A 15,748-nucleotide genomic window follows, 5' to 3' on the forward strand; every position below is an offset into this window, starting at 1 on the left:
CTCCGGTACGGAGCGGTCAGCGTGACGCACCGCAGGGCCGGAGTCCGGGCCCGTTCCAGTGGCCCACCAGCGCGGCGTAGGCAGGGCTGGCGGCGAGCAGCGCGTCATGGCTGCCGAGAGCGGGCCGTTCGGCATCGAGCAGCAGGACCCGGCGGGCCCGGGCGGCTGTGGTCAGGCGGTGGGCAATGACGATCAGGGTGCCGGGGCGAGCGGCGAATGCGCGTTCCACGCGTGCTTCGGCGGCCGGGTCGAGGTGGCAGGTGGCCTCGTCGAGGATCACGATCGGCGCACTGGACGCATAGACCCGGGCGAGGGCGATGAGCTGGCGCTCGCCACTGGACAGGACGGCTGGGTCGGGCAGTTGGCCGTCGTACCCGCCGAGCCGGTCGATGAGGCCGGTGAGTCCGAGCGCGGCGACGGCCTCGTCCAACCCGGCCCGGCCGATACCGGGGGCGAGGTAGCAGAGGTTCTCCCGGACGGTCCCGGGGAAGACGTAGGCCTCCTGCGGCAGCAGTGCCACCAAGCCCGCGCGGGTGTGCTCGGACAGCCCGACGAGGGGCTGCGCCCCGAGCATGACGGTGCCCTCGTCGGGGGTCTCCACCCCGGCCAGCAGCCCGGCGAGGGTGGACTTGCCCACGCCGCTGGGCCCCACGACGGCGAGGTGGTCCCCGGCCGGGACGGTCAGGTCGAGGGCGCGCAGGACAGGCTCGGCGTGCGGCCCATAGGCGAAGGTCAGATCCTTCACGGTGAGTTCCGTGCCGGCCGGACCACTGCCGGCCGCGCCGGGAACGGCAGGAACGGCGGGAACGGCAGGAACGGCAGGAACGGCAGGAACGGCCGAGGCCTCGGCCAGCCGGTCGGTCAGCACCCGCAGCTGGCTCCAGTAGCCGGCGAGCGATCCGGTCATCTGCTGCAGGGCCGGGATCAGGAAGGCGGTGACGTACAGGACGGCACCGACCACCCCTCCGGTGGAGACAGCGCCCCGGTGCACCAGAGCGGGACCGGTCAGCAGCAGAGCCAGGACCGGAAGCTGACCGCCGAACAGGACGACCGGAACCCGCAGCGCACTGGTCCTGGCGACCACCAGGGAGGTCCGCACGGCAGCGTCGGCGGACTCCCGGATCGCGGCCCCGGCCTGCTCCTCGGCTCCCAGAGCCGTGATGTCGCGAGCGGCTGCCAGCACCGAACCGGTGACGGCGGCCACCTTCTCCTCGGCCATCAGATAGTCCAGCCGACGCCGGGTCAGGGCCCGCATCGACAGCAGGAACACCGCCACGGCCACCACCAGCGGCAGCGCCACCACGAGAGCCAGCAGGGCATCGAGGCCGGCCAGCCCCGCCAGGGCGGCGACCAGGCCGACCGCCAGCGGGCACGCGGTGCGCAGCAGCGCGCCCACCACACCGCGCACCGACTCGGCCTGCGAGCTCAGCCGGGACACCCCGGCCGCGTCGGCCGGCCGGGAGCTGTCCACCGCGTGCTGCAGGGTGCCGTGCACCACCCGCCGTACGAGTTCGTCCCGCAGCGGCTCGACGATCCTGGCCATCGGCTCGAACGCCGCCCGTTGGGCCAGCGCGCGGACGACGTACAGCAGGCCGAGCAGCCCCAGCCAACCCAGCCCCGCACCGGTGCGACCGATCAGGAACCCGTGGTCGAGGGCGTAGGCGATCACCCGCCCCGAGGCGAAGGTCGGCACCGCCTCCACGGACGCCCAGAGCGCGACCCACAGCAGCGGCCGACGGGCGCCGTGCAACCCCTCCCGGAGCAGTCGCGTTCCTCGCCGCCGGTCCCTGTTCCTGCTCGTGGTCCCGCTCGTGGTCCCGCTCGTGGTCCCGCTCGTGGTCCCGCTCGTGGTCCCGTTCGCGATCCCGTTCATGGTCCAACCGGACACACCGTCACCTCATCCTCCCTCTCCGGGTACGACTCGTCGCCGGGTTCGGCGGCGACCGCGAAAACCGCCCGATAGGCGGGGTCCCGCCACAGTTCGGCATGCGGTCCGCCGGCCCGGACCCTGCCGTCCGCCAGCCACACCACCAGGTCGCAGCGGGCGGCCGTGGCGACCCGGTGGGCGACCACGAGCCTGCTGCGCCCGGCCAGGGCGCTGGTGATCGCGTCACTGACCTCGGCCTCGGTGACGGTGTCCAGGCCCGAGGTGGCGTCGTCCAGCACGTAGAACCGGGCGGTACGGGCCAACGTCCTTGCCAGCCCGATCCGCTGGCGCTCTCCGCCCGACATCGGAGCCGCGGCCAGCGGGGTGTCGTAGCCGGCGGGCAGCAGCCGGATGAAGCCGTCGGCGCGCGCCGCACGCGCGGCACGCTCCACCGCGGCGCGCGGCAGGTCCGGCCGGCCGTAGGCGATGGCCTCGTGCACCGTGGCGCCGATCAGCGCGGGCCGCTCGAAGGCGTAGGTGACGGCCCGGCGCAGTTCACCCTCGGCCAACTCCCGCACGGGCACACCGTCGAGCAGGACCTCGCCCTCGTCGGGATCGGTGAGCCGACCCACCAGGCCGGCCAGGACGCTCTTGCCCGAGGCCGTCCGCCCGACCAGCGCCACCGAGGACCCCGCGGGCAGTTCCAGATCGATCCGGTCGAGCACCGGCGCGCCGCCGTTGCGGACCGTGACCCCGCGCAGGCTCAACGCCCCTGGTCCGTCCGCGGCTTCGGTACCCGCGTACACCACGGGCGGATGCTCCAGGGTCGTCGCGATCCGGGCCGCGGCCGCGCGCGCCTGGGCCAGCGCGAAGGACGCGTCGATCTGCTGCATGGCCTGGAAGGCGATCTGGAGGTAGCCGGCCACCGCCAGCACTCCGCCCGGCGAGAGCCGGCCCTCGGCCACCCCGAGACCGGCGAGAGCCAGCACCAGGGCCTCGGTCAGCGAGGCCAGCAGACCGAACTGCCAGACCGTGTTCTTCTGCAGCCGCCACATGTCCCACCCGGCCGCCGACAGCCGCCGCAGCGGCACCAGCACCCGTGCGACCTCCTGCGCCAGCGTCGCGGAGGCCCGGATGGTCCGCGCACCGGCGAGTGCGCCGAGCAGCCGGGTGGCGATGTCCGCCTGGGCCGCCAGGTACGCCTCCTGGGTACGGGTGACCCGGCTGACGAACCGTCGCGCCATGGTGACGGTGACCGGTACCGCCAGCGTGAAGGCGAGCGCGCACGGCCAGTCGATCAGCCACAGGGACACCAGCGCCGCGATGGATCCGGTCAGGGAGACGCCCCACTGCGCCATCGACATCGGCAGTGCCCCGGCCTGCTGCGCCGCCTGGGTGACCTGGGTGACGGCCTCGCCCGCGGGCAGCGGTTGCCGGGCCCCGAGCCCGAGCAGGTGGCGCGTGGTACGCAGCCGCAGCCAGCGGGTGCCGTGCGCCGCGCAGGAGGTGCCCAGCGGGACCGTCAGGGTGTCGCACACCGCGGCGGCGGCGGTCAGCGCCGCCCAGCCCGCCGTCGGGCCCGCGGCGAGGCGGCCTCGCAGCATCCCGTTCACCGCCATGGCCAGCAGCGCCGGGGCGGCCAGCGAGACGGCGGTCCGGAGAACCATCAGGACCACCAGGAGGGTCAGCCGGCCGCGGGTCCGCCGGGCGCCCTCACGCAGCAGGCCACCGGCCGGCGATGTGCGCGGCAGTGGCCGTTCCCGACGCCTCTGCGGCATGTGGAGTCCCCTTCTCACAGCGTTCCGGGCAGGTCTCGGGCGGATCTGGGCGGATCTGGGCGGGTCTGGCGGGGCTGAGCTCTGCGGCCTGTGCTCTGCGCTCTACGGCCTGCTGCGCGCAGGTGGTCCACGGCCGCGCAGCGCGCTCCGGCCGTGGACCACCTGGGACCGGGGCCTGTCCGGCGGATCCTGCCGGACAGGCCCCGAGCCGTGCTGCTCCTACTCGGTGAGCGTGCAGGTGGCGGTGCAGGTGATGCCGTTGCTGCACGTCCAGGTGCAGGGGGCCAACTCCGTGGTGCCCTCGTCAGCGGGCAGCGCCTGAAGTGCGTCGAGGTTGATCTCCATGACAACGTCCTCTCTTCTGTTCGTTCCTGGTGCTCAGGTCGGCGAACGCCGCCCCGAGGTGGGAGGCAGCAGCCCTGCTCCGGGCTGCTGTCAGTTCGTGCTCGTGCAGGTCTCGCCGCCGCAGGTGGGACCGCCGTTGCAGGTCACCGTGCAGGCCAGCTCCGTGGTCTGCTCCTCGGCCGGCAGGGCCTGCAGGGCGTCGAGGTCCAGCTCCATGGCACGTTCCTCTCTCTTCGGCCGGACGACACCACGTCCGGGCGTTCATTACGGAACTCCTCACCGCGGGGCATCGGCCATCCACGGCCGGGGGCCGCCGTGGTCGAGCCGCAGGAGGAAACTGAGTGGACCGGCGAGACCGGTCTGATAGGCGGTCGTGACGGACGAGCCGCCCTCGTCGGGGATGACGAGGAGGCCGTCGTGCACCGCGTGGCGCGCGTACAGGACGCCGGCCGTGTCCTCGGCCCAGCTGCGGTAGGGGCCTTCGGGCAGCGCCTCGGCGAGGTCGAGGAGGAACTCGCCGTCGCCCGCCAGGCCGTGGCAGGCCGCGGTCGGGGCGCTCCACAGGTTCGAACGCACCGCGAGAGCGGCCTCCTCGGCCAGCTGGCGGAACCGCTCCTCGCCGGTTGCCCGCCACAGGCGCAGCAGGAAGGTCCCGACACCGGAGGATCCACTGCACCAGTGGTACTGGAGCCCGGTGCCCGGTTTGCTCTCGAAGTCGGCGCGCCAACGGGTACCGACCGGTCCGCGTTCGGCCTCGGCCACCAGGGTGTCACCGGCCGCGACGGCGAGGTCCAGGTCGGCCCCGCGTCCGGTCACCGCGCCCACCGCCAGCAGGAACGTGCCGATTCCGGCGACGCCGTGCGCGAAGCCGAGGTGGCGGATACCGGCCAGGCCGGAGTCGAAGTCGCCGGGCACCGGCCAGATCACCCGGTCCGCGGTGCGCTCGGCCGCCGCTGCCAGGGCGTCGGCGCATTCGGCGGCGCGGTCCAGGAACTCCGCGCGGCCGGTCGCGTGCCACAGCGCGAGGTGGGCCGTCCCGCTGCCGGCGGCCCCGTGACAGATGTCGGGGTTCGGCCAGCGGACGGGCAGCGCCAGCAGCAGATCGGCGGCCCGCTCGGCCAGTGCGTCGTCCGCGAGATGGCGAGCGGCGTGGTGCAGTGCCCAGGCGGTGCCGGAGCGGCCGAAATGGAGTCCGGGCAGCAGGCGGGGGGCGGCGGTCCTGCGCCGGTCGATCCATCCGGCGATCCGTTCGACTCCGCTGCGCAGCTCGGCCCGGTCCAGCAACTCGTCGGCCCGCACCAGCAGTTCCAGCACGCCGGCCGCACCGTACTGGACGTTGCAGGCGTCCGTCTCCTCGCCGAACCGGTTGCTGGGCCACAGGCGGGCCGGTTCGGCGGCGGGGTCGGCCATGGTGCGCAGCAGATGGCCGAGCCCGTCGTCGACCAGGCGTCGGCGGTCCTGAGGGCCCTGCGCGGACGAGACGGCGGGGAAGGCCGGTCCGGACGAGCGGGTGGTGCCGGCCGACTCGGTCAGGAACGCCCGCAGCCGGGGCAGCGTCCAGCGCTGCTCGGGCTGATCCACCGTCAGGCCGAGGATCGCCGGGGCCAGCAGCCGGGCGCAGGGGTGCTCGGTGCCGATCAGGTCCAGCAACTCGGCGATCCGCTGGTGACCGGAGCGGGTCGGCGGGCTGTCCTCCAGGAACGCGGCGCGGGTGCCCGTGGTCAGGAAGTAGAGCACCGCGCCGATCGAGTAGAGGTCGGTGCTCGTTCCGTACGCGGGCCCCAACCTGGGCACGGCGGCCTGCTCGGGCGCGCCGAAACCGGGCGTGAACGCGCGCAGCGTCCAGGCTCCGGGGGCCACGGCCCACTCCGCATCGATGAGCAGCAGCCGCTCCTCGGGCGTGACCATGATGTTGTTCGGGTTGAAGTCCTGGTAGACCAGACCTCGCCGGTGCACCTCGGCCAGCAGGTCCGCGAGCTTGCCGGCCAGGGCGAGCGCGTGCTCGGGGGTGATCCCCTCGGGTGCGGCACGCCGCTCGGTCACCCAGGCCGCGAGCGACTGACCGGGGATCAGGCTCTCCACCAGGAAGGCGTGACCGTCCTGTTCGAACTGGAAGACCACCTCGGGGCAGATCCCGGCCAACGCGGTGAGCGTGGCGGCCTCCCGGCGCAGTGCGGTGCGGACATCCTCGCCGCCAGGGCCGCCCCCGACGTGGGCGCGTGCCTGCTTGACGATGACGTCGGCGCCGGTCTGCTGGTCCAGGGCCCGGTAGACGCCGCCCTTGGCCGAGTGCCGGATCGCCTCGCGCACGACGAACCGGTCGGCGAGGAGGACCGGTTTGGCCTCCTGGGCGCCGGACGGAGGTACCACCACGCCGGGGGACTCGCCGGGGAAGGGCAGCTCGGCCCAGGCGGGCGGGCTGAACCAGGGCTTGCGCGGATCGGGCACCGGGCTGCCGTCCGGCCCCTGGAGGCGGGCCTCGTAGGAGCCGTCGTTGGTCAGCACCGGCACGCCGTGGAAGGCGCCGTAGCGGTAGTGGACCAGGCTGCCCTTCCGGTACGGCCGGTCGGAGAGGATGGCCGGTCCGGGCAGGCCGGTGGTCGCGAGGTCCAACATCTTTGCCAGGGAGCGCAGTTGTTCGTCGTCCCGGGGGTAGGCGGTGATGATCTTCCCGCACTGCGCCCGATCGTAGGTGCCGGAGGTCATCTCCTCGACCAGCCGCAGGTCACGGGCGACCTTGAACGCGCACCGGTTCGCGACCAGGACCTGGGACGCCTGGTGCAACACCTCGGGCGCCGACAGCCGGGTCGCCGACAGGTGCAGCTTCCAGCCCTGGACGCGGGGTTCGTGGTCCGCAGGCGTGACGCGGCACCAGACCCCGGACTCCTCGATCTGCCAGTCCTGCGCATCCAGCGCCGTGAGCACCGAGCGCACCAGGTCTCTCATGGACAGCACGAGCAAGGAAGCCACCCCCATCAGGCCGGGTCCGTCGGTCCGCCGCGAGCGGGGCGGACGGGACAACTGTCGCCGTGGGACGCGGGTCGCAGCATTGGGGAAACCCCTCACGAACCGTCCGGCCGCTGCGGGGGCACTGGTGGTGGAGGGGGCGCGGCTGGGGGTGGCAGTGGTCACCGGCACGGGCGGGGTGACGACGGACCGCCGGGGGCCAGAGGGACGTTCCACAAAAGCGATGTGGCCGGTCAAACCGACATACTGTCGGTTTGACCGGCCACATCGGGTCGGTTGACCCTGGTGCGCGAGGGGGGAGTTGAACCCCCACGCCCTTGCGGGCACTGGAACCTGAATCCAGCGCGTCTGCCTATTCCGCCACCCGCGCTCGGTGTTGAGTTAAATACTAGCCGATCTTTTGACCCCCTCCGCACACCCCCTCCCCCGCCCTCCCCACCCGCGCTGCCGGCCGGGTCTGGCAGCATGGCCGGATGGCGAAGAACGCGACCGTGCACCGGCTCGACCTCGGCTACTTCGTCCGGCCAGCGGTGGAGGTCGGCGGGCCGCGACCGCGGGTCGAGCCGGTGCTGGGCTATCTGGTGCGGCACGAGCGGGGCCTGCTCCTCTTCGACACCGGTATCGGCGGCGGCGATCCGGAGACCGAGGCGCACTACCGGCCCCGGCGGCGGGCGCTGCCGGCGGCCCTGGCCGCGGTCGGGGCCACCGTCGACGACATCTCCTTGGTGGTCAACTGCCATCTGCACTTCGACCACTGCGGCGGCAACCCGCTGCTGCGCGGCAAGCCGGTCCTGGTCCAGCGGGTGGAGCTGGCCACGGCCCGCCGCGGCGACTACACCATCGACGCACTGGTCGACTTTCCCGGCGCCCACTACGAGGAGCTCACCGGCGAGGCCGAGGTCTGGCCCGGCGTGTGGATCGTTCCGACGCCCGGGCACACCGCCGGGCACCAGTCCCTGGCGGTCCGGCAGGGCGAGGGCTCGGTGGTGCTGGCCGGCCAGGCGTACGACTTCGCCTCGGAGTTCGGCTCGGACCAACTGGCCCGCCGGGCCCGGCTCGACGCCGTGGCGCAGCCGCTGCCCGACTACCGGCCCTGGCTGGACCGACTCGCCGACTTCCACCCCCAGCGGGTGCTGTTCGCCCACGACTGCTCGGTCTGGGAACCGCCGCACGGCACCTGCTAGGGAGGCTCCCAGCACCCCCTGGGGCAGCCGACACGCGATGGCATGGCGTCGGCCTCTGTCGGTCCGGCCGGTGGATTAGGGAGGATGGACCCCGCACACCCCTGTTGCGGTGTCCCGCACTTCGCGCTCGTCCCGGCGCTGTGCCCACGCCGCCGACGTATCGAAAGGCAGCCCGCCATGGCGCTGAAGAGCGTGACCGACGCATCCTTCGACCAGGACGTCCTGACCAGCGACAAGCCGGTCCTGGTCGACTTCTGGGCCGAGTGGTGCGGCCCGTGCCGGCAGATCGCCCCCTCGCTGGAGGCGATCGCGGCCGAGCACGGGGACGCGATCGAGATCGTGAAGCTCAACATCGACCAGAACCCGACCACCGCCGCCAAGTACGGCATCATGTCCATCCCGACCATGAGCGTCTTCCAGGGCGGCGAGGTGGTCAAGACCATTGTCGGCGCCAAGCCGAAGGCCGCCATCGAGCGTGACCTCGCGGCTTTCCTGAAGTCCTGACACCTCACCAGATCCCGCACCAGGCCGAGGAGCAGCCCTCAGCCTCCCCAGGAGCCGGGCCGTGGAGCGCGAGCAGCGCACTCCACGGCCCGGCTCTTTCTGATGCCCCCTCAGGCCTGCGGAGCGCATCCGGCCGGACACGGAGCGGCGTAGTTCAAATTCGAATCTTGGGGTACGATCGGCCCATAGTTCGAATTTGAACCACTCTTCCGTCGCCCTGCCGAGAGGACCTGCTTCATGACGTCCCCCGCCACCACGGCCACCACCCGTGCGACCACCACCGCCCCCACCGGCCACGCGGCGACCGCGCACGCCTACGACGCCGGCCTGCTGCTGCTCCGGGTCGCGCTCGGGCTGACCATGGCCGCCCACGGCTCGCAGAAGCTGTTCGGCTGGTTCGGCGGCGGCGGCCTCACCGGCACCGGGAAGTTCTTCACCATGAGCGGCTATCCGGCCGGCAAGGCGATGGCCGCGGTGGCCGGGTTGAGCGAGAGCCTGGGCGGTCTGGGCCTGGCCGTCGGCCTGCTCACCCCACTGGCCGGCGCCGCCCTGGTCGGCACCATGATCAACGCCCTGGCGGTCACCTGGGGCGGCGGCTTCTTCGCCCCGAAGGGCGTGGAGTACGAGCTCCTGCTGACCGCCGCCGCGGCGGGCATCGCACTGACCGGGCCGGGCCGCTACGCCCTCGACCGCTTCGTGCCGGTGCTGCGCGCGCACCGCCTGGCCTACGGCGCGGGCGGCGTGGCGCTGGGGCTGGCGGTCAGCGGCGTCGTCCTGCTCATCCGCAACTAGCCACCAGAGCCCGCCCGGCGAGCCGTCGGCGGTGCGGAGGACCCGCTCGTGCGAGTCTGGTCGGCGGCACCTCCGCCCCGACCACCCCGCCCCCGACGAGCCCCGGCGAGGACCGCGATGCGAAAGATCATCCTGTTTATGTCGGTGTCCCTCGACGGCTTCATCGAGGGCCCGGAGCGGCAGATCGGCTGGCACAGGATCAGCGAGGAGGTGCACCACTATGTCAACGAGCGGCTCCGCGGCATGGGCGCCTTCCTCAACGGGCGGGTCACCCACGAGCTGATGGCCGGATACTGGCCGACCGCCGACGCAGACCCCGGCGCCACGCCGACCGTGGTCGAGTTCGCCGGTATCTGGCGGGAGATGCCGAAGATCGTGTACTCCCGGACGCTGGAACGGGCCGACTGGCACACCACCATCGTCCGGGAGGTCGACCCCGAGCAGGTCCGCGCCCTCAAGTCCGAACCGGGCGGCGATCTGGCGCTCGGCGGCGCCGACCTGGCCGCGGCGTTCATGCGGCACGACCTGATCGACGAGTACCACATCCTCGTCCACCCGGTGCTCATCGGCGCGGGCAAACGGCTGTTCCCCGGTTCCGACAGCCAGCTCGACCTGCGGCTGACCGGGACCAGGACCTTCGGCAACGGGGTCGTCCTGCTCCACTACCAGCGCGCCACGCTGCGCTGACCCGAGCCGACCGACCGTCGAGTCGCCGCACCGCCCGCACCGCCGTTTCCGGCGGGCCACGTACGGCCCTCCAGGAATGGCGGGCCGGGCGCCGCAGGGCAAAGGTGGCGGATGGGAAACGCCCACCCTCACCCTGGAGTCCCGTCATGCCCGACGTCACCGGCCCGTACGCCCCCGGAACCCCCTGCTGGGTCGATCTCATGGCCCCCGACCAGCAGGCCGCCCTCGACTTCTACCGCGATCTCTTCGGCTGGCAGGGCGAGGTCGGCCCGCCCGACACCGGGGGGTACGCGGTCTGCACGCTGAACGGCAAGCCGGTCGCCGGGGTCATGACCGCGATGAACCCGGACGGCAGCAAGCCCGACCCGATGCCGCCCACCGTGTGGACCACCTATCTCGCCACCGCCGACCTGGACGCCACCCAGCAGGCAGTCACGGCCAACGGCGGCCAGGTGATGATGCCGGCCATGGACGTGATGACGATCGGCCGGATGGCGGTCGTCAGCGACCCCACCGGCGCGGTCCTCGGCCTCTGGCAGGCCCGGGAGTTCACCGGCGCCGGGGTGGTCAACGAGCCCGGCGCGCTCACCTGGAACGAGCTGAACACCAGCGATCCGAAGGCCGCCGCGGCGTTCTACGACAAGGCCCTGGGCGTCGACGTCGAGCCCATGGAGGGCGCGGAGGGCTACTTCGGCCTCTCCGTCGACGGCCGTCCGGTCGCCGGCATGCAGGGGCTCGCGACCATCCCGGGCCTGCCGCCGGGCACCCCCTCCCACTGGCTGACCTACTTCGCGGTCGACGACACCGACAGCACGGTCGACGCGCTGGTCCGGGCCGGCGGCAACGTCCTCAAGCCCCCGTTCGACATGATGGCGGGCCGGATGGCCATCGTGCAGGACCCGCAGGGCGGCACCTTCGCGGTCATCAACGTGAGCGCCACCGACGCGCCCTGACGCCAGGCGCCCAACGGTGCCGCATCGGACCGGGACCTCCCGGCCGGTGCGGCACCGCGCTGTGCCGCCCCGCCGCCGAAAGGGCCCCCTAATTCAATCTATTATCACAATGGATGACGTTTAAGAATCGACCACGAACTCTGGTCACGAACTCCTTTCTCACCTATTCTCAGAATCGGGCCCGCCGCACTCGATGTGCAGCGCCCGACCGGTGTGGAAGGAGTTCTGCCTCATGGTCAATGATTCTCCGGAAAACCTCCCCGTCGATCCCACCTCGAGCGTGGATCTGCAGCAACTGACCGCCGCTGCCGCACAGACGGCGGGCATCTCGCCCGAGCTGGCCAGCTCCGTTCAGGGCACCGTCCGCCAGGAGCGTGCGGGCGCGATCTCCACGGTCACCGAGCCGACGACGGCGGAGCAGACGAGCACCGGCCCCGCCTTCCGGCGGAAGCCGACCGGATCCGGGCGCTGAGGGGGGCGGACCACATGCTGCGTTTCCAGAACGGCTACTCCCAGACCATCAACGTCATGATCGAGCGCTACGACGCGAGCTGTCAGCCGACGCCGTGGCACCGGACCGGCTGGTGGGTCATCCAGCCGGGTGGGTCCGCCGTCGCCTACGGCGGGGATCTCGCCGCACTCAACCGCTACTGGTACTGGTACGCCTTCGCCGTGGACAACACCCAGTGGTCCGGGCCGTACCCCGAGAATGTGCCCTATTCGGAATTCGACTGGTGCCCGGACGTCGCCGCCGACCCGTCGATCAATATCGGCATGCGCGAACTGGACGTCAACGGCGCATCGAGCTGGACACTGAACCTGGTCCTCTGAGGCAACGGTTCCGGATGGTGGCCTGCCCGCAGGGGCAGGCCACCATCCGCTCTTTCGCCGGCACGCACCGGAGGCCGGCGGCTCAGACCTGGTAGCGCCCCGGGGCGAGCAGGTGCAGGTGCTCGGCGACCCAGGCCGAGGTGCGGCGCAGGCCCTCGGCGAGGTCGACCCGGGGCTGCCAGTCGGCCAGGCGGCGGGCCTTGGTGTTGTCGGAGAGGAGGCGTTCGACCTCGCTGCCGCCGGGGCGCAGGCGGGTGGGGTCGACGACGATCTCGGCGTCGCGTCCGGAGGCGGTGATGAGTTCCTTGGCGAGGTCGCCGATGGAGACCTCGCTGCCGGTGCCGAGGTTGATGACCTCGCCGAGGGTGCGGTCGGCGCGGGCGACGGCGAGGAAGCCCTCGGCGGTGTCGGTGGCGTAGGTGAAGTCCCGGGTGGGGGTGAGCGAGCCGAGCCGCACCTCGCGGGCCCCGGAGTGGAGTTGGGCCAGCACGGTGGGGATCACCGCGCGGGCGGACTGGCGCGGGCCGTAGGTGTTGAAGGGGCGGACCACCGAGACCGGCAGCTCGAAGGCGTGCCAGTAGGAGAGCGCCGCCATGTCCGCACCGATCTTCGAGGCGGAGTACGGCGACTGCGGCTGCAGCGGATGCTGCTCGCTGATCGGCACGGTGATCGCGCTGCCGTACACCTCGCTGGTGGAGGTGTGGACGAGGCGGGCGCCGTGGCGCAGGCAGGCGGCGGCGATGTTCTGGGTGCCGACCACGTTGGTCTGCACATAGGCCTCGGGCGCCTGGTAGCTGTAGGGGATGCCGATAAGTGCGGCCAGGTGGAAGACGGTCTCGCAGCCCTCGACCGCGTCCAGGACCCGCCCGGCATCGCGGACGTCACCGGCGAACAGCTCCACCGGGCTGTCGGGGTCGGCCAGGTAGCGGGCCAGGTAGCCGCGTTCGGCGTACGGCTTGTAGTGCACCAGCGCCCGCACCCGGGCACCGCGCTCGACCAGCAGGTCGACCAGGGTGCTGCCGATGAAGCCCTCGGCACCGGTGACCAGCACCGTGCGTCCGCTCCAGTCCTGCGGGGTCGTCATCCGGTCGTTCATGCGAAACTCCGTGCTTCGTGCGTGGGTTGGTGGTTGGACGGGGTCCGGCCGATGGTGCGCAGCACCTTGGCGGCGAGCAGGTCGGCCGCCCGGGCGTGGGTGCCGGGGTCGGCCGCCCGGCTCATCGCGAGCAGCCGGGCCGGGTCGGCGAGCAGCGGCTCCACGAGGTGGGCCAGTGCCTCGCCGGTGCAGGCGCCGTCCGACAGCAGCAGGCCGGCGCCGGCCTCGGAGAGCACCCGGGCGTTGTGCGTCTGGTGGTCGTGCGGTGCGTGCGGGTAGGGCACCAGGACGGCGGGGAGGCCGATGCTCGCGAGTTCGGCGACGGTGGCGGAGCCGGCCCGGCAGATCATCAGGTCGGCTGCCGCGTAGGCGAGGTCCATCCGGTCCAGGTAGGGCACGGCGACGGCCACCGGGCTGCCGGCCAGCTTGGCCCGGACCTCGTCCAGGGCCGCCGGGCCGGTCTTGATCAGCAGGCGCAGGTCACTGCGGTGGCGCCAGCGGGCGGCCAGCTCGACGGCGGCCTCGGTCAGGCGGGCGGCCCCCAGGCTGCCGCCGTTGAAGACCACCAGCCGCACGCCCTCCGGCACCCCGAACCACTGCCGGGCCTGGGCACGCAGCGCGGACCGGTCGAGCCCGGCCACCGCGCCCACCAGCGGCATGCCGACCGTCTCCGCCCGCAGGCCGGACGGCAGGTGTGCGCGGGTGCGGTCGAAGGCGAGCGCCACGTGCGGGGTGAGCCGGGCCGCGAAGCGGTTGGCCCGCCCGGGTACCGCGTTCGACTCGTGGATCACGCTGGGGAGCCCGGCGAGCCGGGCGCCGACGATCACCGGCGCGCTCGGGTAGCCACCCATCCCGACCGCCACCTGTGCGCCCTGCGCCCGCAGGATCTCCTGGCAGCGCCGCCCCGAGCTCAGCAGCGCGGCGGGCAACAGGTAGCGGCGCAGACCGAGCGCCGAGTCGAACGGGATCATGTCCACCGTGTGCAACCGGTAGCCGGCCTCGGGGATCAGCCGGGTCTCCAGGCCGCGTTCGGTGCCCACGAACGAGATCACCGCTCTGGGATCGGCCCGGCGCAGCGCCTCGGCCAGGGCAAGGCCCGGGTAGATGTGGCCACCGGTGCCACCGGCGCCGATCACCACTGACAGGGGTTGGTCCTCGTGGTCTGTCCTCATGCCCCGAAGCCTGCTGAGGCGGTCTAAGAGAGTTCTCAGAACCGGAGACCCGGGCATCACCGAACAGACTGACAATCTATGCAATGATTGTCAGCATGTTCGACGACGAGAAGGTCGAGGCCATCCTCGACGCGGCCTACGACTGCTTCCGGATCCACGGAGTGCGCCGCACGACGATGGACGACATCGCCAAGCGAGCGGGGATGTCCCGGCCGGCCGTCTACCAGTACGTCCGCAACAAGGAGGACGCCTTCCGTCGGCTGGCCGAGCGGATGCTGCGGGAGACCCTGGAGCAGATCCGGGCGGCCCTGGCGACGCCCGGGCCGCCCGCCGAGCGGCTCATCGCGGCGCTGAGCCACAAGATCGAGCTGGTCCTGCGGGTGTGGCGGGAGAGCCCGCACGCGGAGGAACTGCTGGGTGAGAGTGCCACCCTGACCGCCGAGCTGCTCACCGACTTCCACACCGCGCTCCACACCGAGCTGACCACCACCATCGGCGCCGAGCTGCCGGACACCGACGCCGGGGAGTTCGCCGAGCTGCTGCTCGCGCTGGCCCACGGCCTCGAAGTCAGCTCCGCCGATCCCGAGATCCCGCTGCGCCGCCTGCGCCAGGGCGTGAGCCTGCTCGTCGCCGGCCTGGACCGGTCGCCGCAGCGCCCCTGACCCCCGGGCACCCCGCCCGACTCCCCTCCTCCCGGAAGGCAACGACCCCATGGACCTCACCGGCCGCACCGCCCTGATAACCGGCGCCAGTTCGGGCATCGGCGCCGCGTTCGCCGACGCGCTCGCCGCCCGCGGTGCCCACCTGATCCTGGTGGCCCGCCGCGAGGACCGCCTCACCGCCCTCGCCGACACCCTGCGCGCCCGCCACGGCAACGACGCCCATGTCCTGGTCGCCGACCTCGGCCTGCCGGGCGCCGGCGCGGCCCTGCTGGCCGAGACCCGGCGCCTGGGCCTGGACGTCGACGTGCTGGTCAACAACGCCGGGTTCGGTTCGCACGGCGACGTCGCGGACACCGACCCGGATCGGCTGACCGGCCAGATCCAGCTCAACATCACCGCGCTGACCGACCTGACCCGCGCCTACCTGCCGGACATGGTCGGGCGCGGCCGCGGCGCCATCGTCAACGTCGCGAGCGCGGCGGCCTACCAGCCCGTCCCCCACATGGCGGTGTATTCGGCCACCAAGGCCTACGTCCTCAGCTTCACCGAGGCCTTGTGGGCCGAGACCCGGAACACGGGCGTGCGCGTCCTGGCCCTGTCGCCCGGCGCCACCGAGACCGAGTTCTTCGACATCGCCGGCGAATCGGCCCGGGTCGGCCGCCAGCAGACGGCGGCCGCCGTGGTGGCGAGGGCGATGCGCGCACTCGACCGGCCCAGCGGCCCCGGCAGCGTGGTCAGCGGCCTGCCCAACATCGTCACCGCCGCCACCGTGGGCTTCCTGCCCCGCCGCCTGAGCCTGCTGGTCACCGAACGCCTCGCCCGCGGCCGGAACTGAACATCCGGCCCGTCCGGACGGCATAGCCGGGGCTCGGCCGGTGTTGCAGCCAGAGGTTGTGGCAGACGGGCCCCG

Annotated in this window: 16 protein-coding genes and 1 tRNA gene; 9 read left to right on the forward strand and 8 right to left on the reverse strand. The window is 72.7% G+C overall.

Annotated features, from left to right (window positions below; all coding sequences use genetic code 11):
• Positions 1-16: 16 nt before the first annotated feature.
• The 6 genes from ACFZB9_RS25460 to ACFZB9_RS25485 all read right to left on the reverse strand — a co-directional run bounded on the left by ACFZB9_RS25460 (position 17) and on the right by ACFZB9_RS25485 (position 7,327).
• Positions 17-1,750: an ATP-binding cassette domain-containing protein gene (locus ACFZB9_RS25460; protein WP_391450763.1), complete on the reverse strand. Its 1,734-nt coding sequence runs from the start codon at positions 1,748-1,750 to the stop codon at positions 17-19.
• A gap of 119 nt (positions 1,751-1,869) precedes the next feature.
• The gene (locus tag ACFZB9_RS25465; protein ID WP_391450765.1) at positions 1,870-3,645 is read right to left on the reverse strand and encodes an ABC transporter ATP-binding protein; all 1,776 of its coding nucleotides are present in this window, start codon (positions 3,643-3,645) and stop codon (positions 1,870-1,872) included.
• Between the two features lie 219 nt (positions 3,646-3,864).
• The gene (locus ACFZB9_RS25470) at positions 3,865-3,990 is read right to left on the reverse strand and encodes an ALQxL family class IV lanthipeptide (RefSeq protein ID WP_391450767.1); all 126 of its coding nucleotides are present in this window, start codon (positions 3,988-3,990) and stop codon (positions 3,865-3,867) included.
• 90 nt (positions 3,991-4,080) lie between these two features.
• Positions 4,081-4,206, reverse strand: a complete 126-nt coding sequence (locus ACFZB9_RS25475; RefSeq protein ID WP_391450769.1) for an ALQxL family class IV lanthipeptide — start codon at positions 4,204-4,206, stop codon at positions 4,081-4,083.
• Positions 4,207-4,266: 60 nt separating this feature from the next.
• The gene (gene lanL, locus ACFZB9_RS25480; RefSeq protein WP_391450770.1) at positions 4,267-6,936 is read right to left on the reverse strand and encodes a class IV lanthionine synthetase LanL; all 2,670 of its coding nucleotides are present in this window, start codon (positions 6,934-6,936) and stop codon (positions 4,267-4,269) included.
• Positions 6,937-7,240: 304 nt separating this feature from the next.
• Positions 7,241-7,327, reverse strand: a tRNA-Leu gene (locus ACFZB9_RS25485).
• Between the two features lie 103 nt (positions 7,328-7,430).
• Between ACFZB9_RS25485 and ACFZB9_RS25490 the strand changes: the two genes are divergently transcribed.
• The 7 genes from ACFZB9_RS25490 (at position 7,431) to ACFZB9_RS25520 (ending at position 11,908) form a co-directional block, all read left to right on the forward strand.
• On the forward strand, positions 7,431-8,141 hold the full coding sequence (locus ACFZB9_RS25490; RefSeq protein WP_391450772.1) for an N-acyl homoserine lactonase family protein: 711 nt from the start codon (positions 7,431-7,433) through the stop codon (positions 8,139-8,141).
• Positions 8,142-8,318: 177 nt separating this feature from the next.
• Positions 8,319-8,645, forward strand: a complete 327-nt coding sequence (trxA, locus tag ACFZB9_RS25495; protein WP_391450774.1) for a thioredoxin — start codon at positions 8,319-8,321, stop codon at positions 8,643-8,645.
• Between the two features lie 237 nt (positions 8,646-8,882).
• The gene (locus ACFZB9_RS25500) at positions 8,883-9,437 is read left to right on the forward strand and encodes a DoxX family protein (RefSeq protein WP_391450776.1); all 555 of its coding nucleotides are present in this window, start codon (positions 8,883-8,885) and stop codon (positions 9,435-9,437) included.
• Between the two features lie 117 nt (positions 9,438-9,554).
• Positions 9,555-10,124, forward strand: a complete 570-nt coding sequence (locus ACFZB9_RS25505; protein ID WP_391450778.1) for a dihydrofolate reductase family protein — start codon at positions 9,555-9,557, stop codon at positions 10,122-10,124.
• Positions 10,125-10,270: 146 nt separating this feature from the next.
• Positions 10,271-11,077: a VOC family protein gene (locus ACFZB9_RS25510; protein WP_391450780.1), complete on the forward strand. Its 807-nt coding sequence runs from the start codon at positions 10,271-10,273 to the stop codon at positions 11,075-11,077.
• Between the two features lie 211 nt (positions 11,078-11,288).
• On the forward strand, positions 11,289-11,549 hold the full coding sequence (locus ACFZB9_RS25515; RefSeq protein ID WP_391450782.1) for a hypothetical protein: 261 nt from the start codon (positions 11,289-11,291) through the stop codon (positions 11,547-11,549).
• 14 nt (positions 11,550-11,563) lie between these two features.
• On the forward strand, positions 11,564-11,908 hold the full coding sequence (locus tag ACFZB9_RS25520) for a DUF1036 domain-containing protein (protein ID WP_391450783.1): 345 nt from the start codon (positions 11,564-11,566) through the stop codon (positions 11,906-11,908).
• Positions 11,909-11,990: 82 nt separating this feature from the next.
• Here the strand turns inward: ACFZB9_RS25520 and ACFZB9_RS25525 are convergent, their stop codons facing one another.
• A complete protein-coding gene (locus tag ACFZB9_RS25525; RefSeq protein ID WP_391450784.1) occupies positions 11,991-13,004 on the reverse strand; it encodes an SDR family NAD(P)-dependent oxidoreductase in 1,014 nt (337 codons plus the stop codon).
• Positions 13,001-14,176, reverse strand: a complete 1,176-nt coding sequence (locus ACFZB9_RS25530; RefSeq protein WP_391450785.1) for a glycosyltransferase — start codon at positions 14,174-14,176, stop codon at positions 13,001-13,003. Before ACFZB9_RS25530 ends, ACFZB9_RS25525 begins: the two co-directional genes overlap by 4 nt.
• An 83-nt stretch (positions 14,177-14,259) precedes the next feature.
• On the opposite strand from ACFZB9_RS25530, the gene ACFZB9_RS25535 reads away from it, so the two are divergent.
• Together ACFZB9_RS25535 and ACFZB9_RS25540 are read left to right on the forward strand one after the other, a co-directional pair.
• On the forward strand, positions 14,260-14,838 hold the full coding sequence (locus tag ACFZB9_RS25535) for a TetR/AcrR family transcriptional regulator (RefSeq protein WP_391450787.1): 579 nt from the start codon (positions 14,260-14,262) through the stop codon (positions 14,836-14,838).
• 49 nt (positions 14,839-14,887) lie between these two features.
• Complete coding sequence (locus tag ACFZB9_RS25540; RefSeq protein ID WP_391450789.1) at positions 14,888-15,673, forward strand: SDR family NAD(P)-dependent oxidoreductase; 786 nt, start codon at positions 14,888-14,890, stop codon at positions 15,671-15,673.
• Positions 15,674-15,748: the final 75 nt, after the last annotated feature.

Origin of the sequence: Kitasatospora sp. NPDC008050, assembly GCF_042957465.1 — a bacterium.
Taxonomy (GTDB): Bacteria; Actinomycetota; Actinomycetes; order Streptomycetales; family Streptomycetaceae; genus Kitasatospora.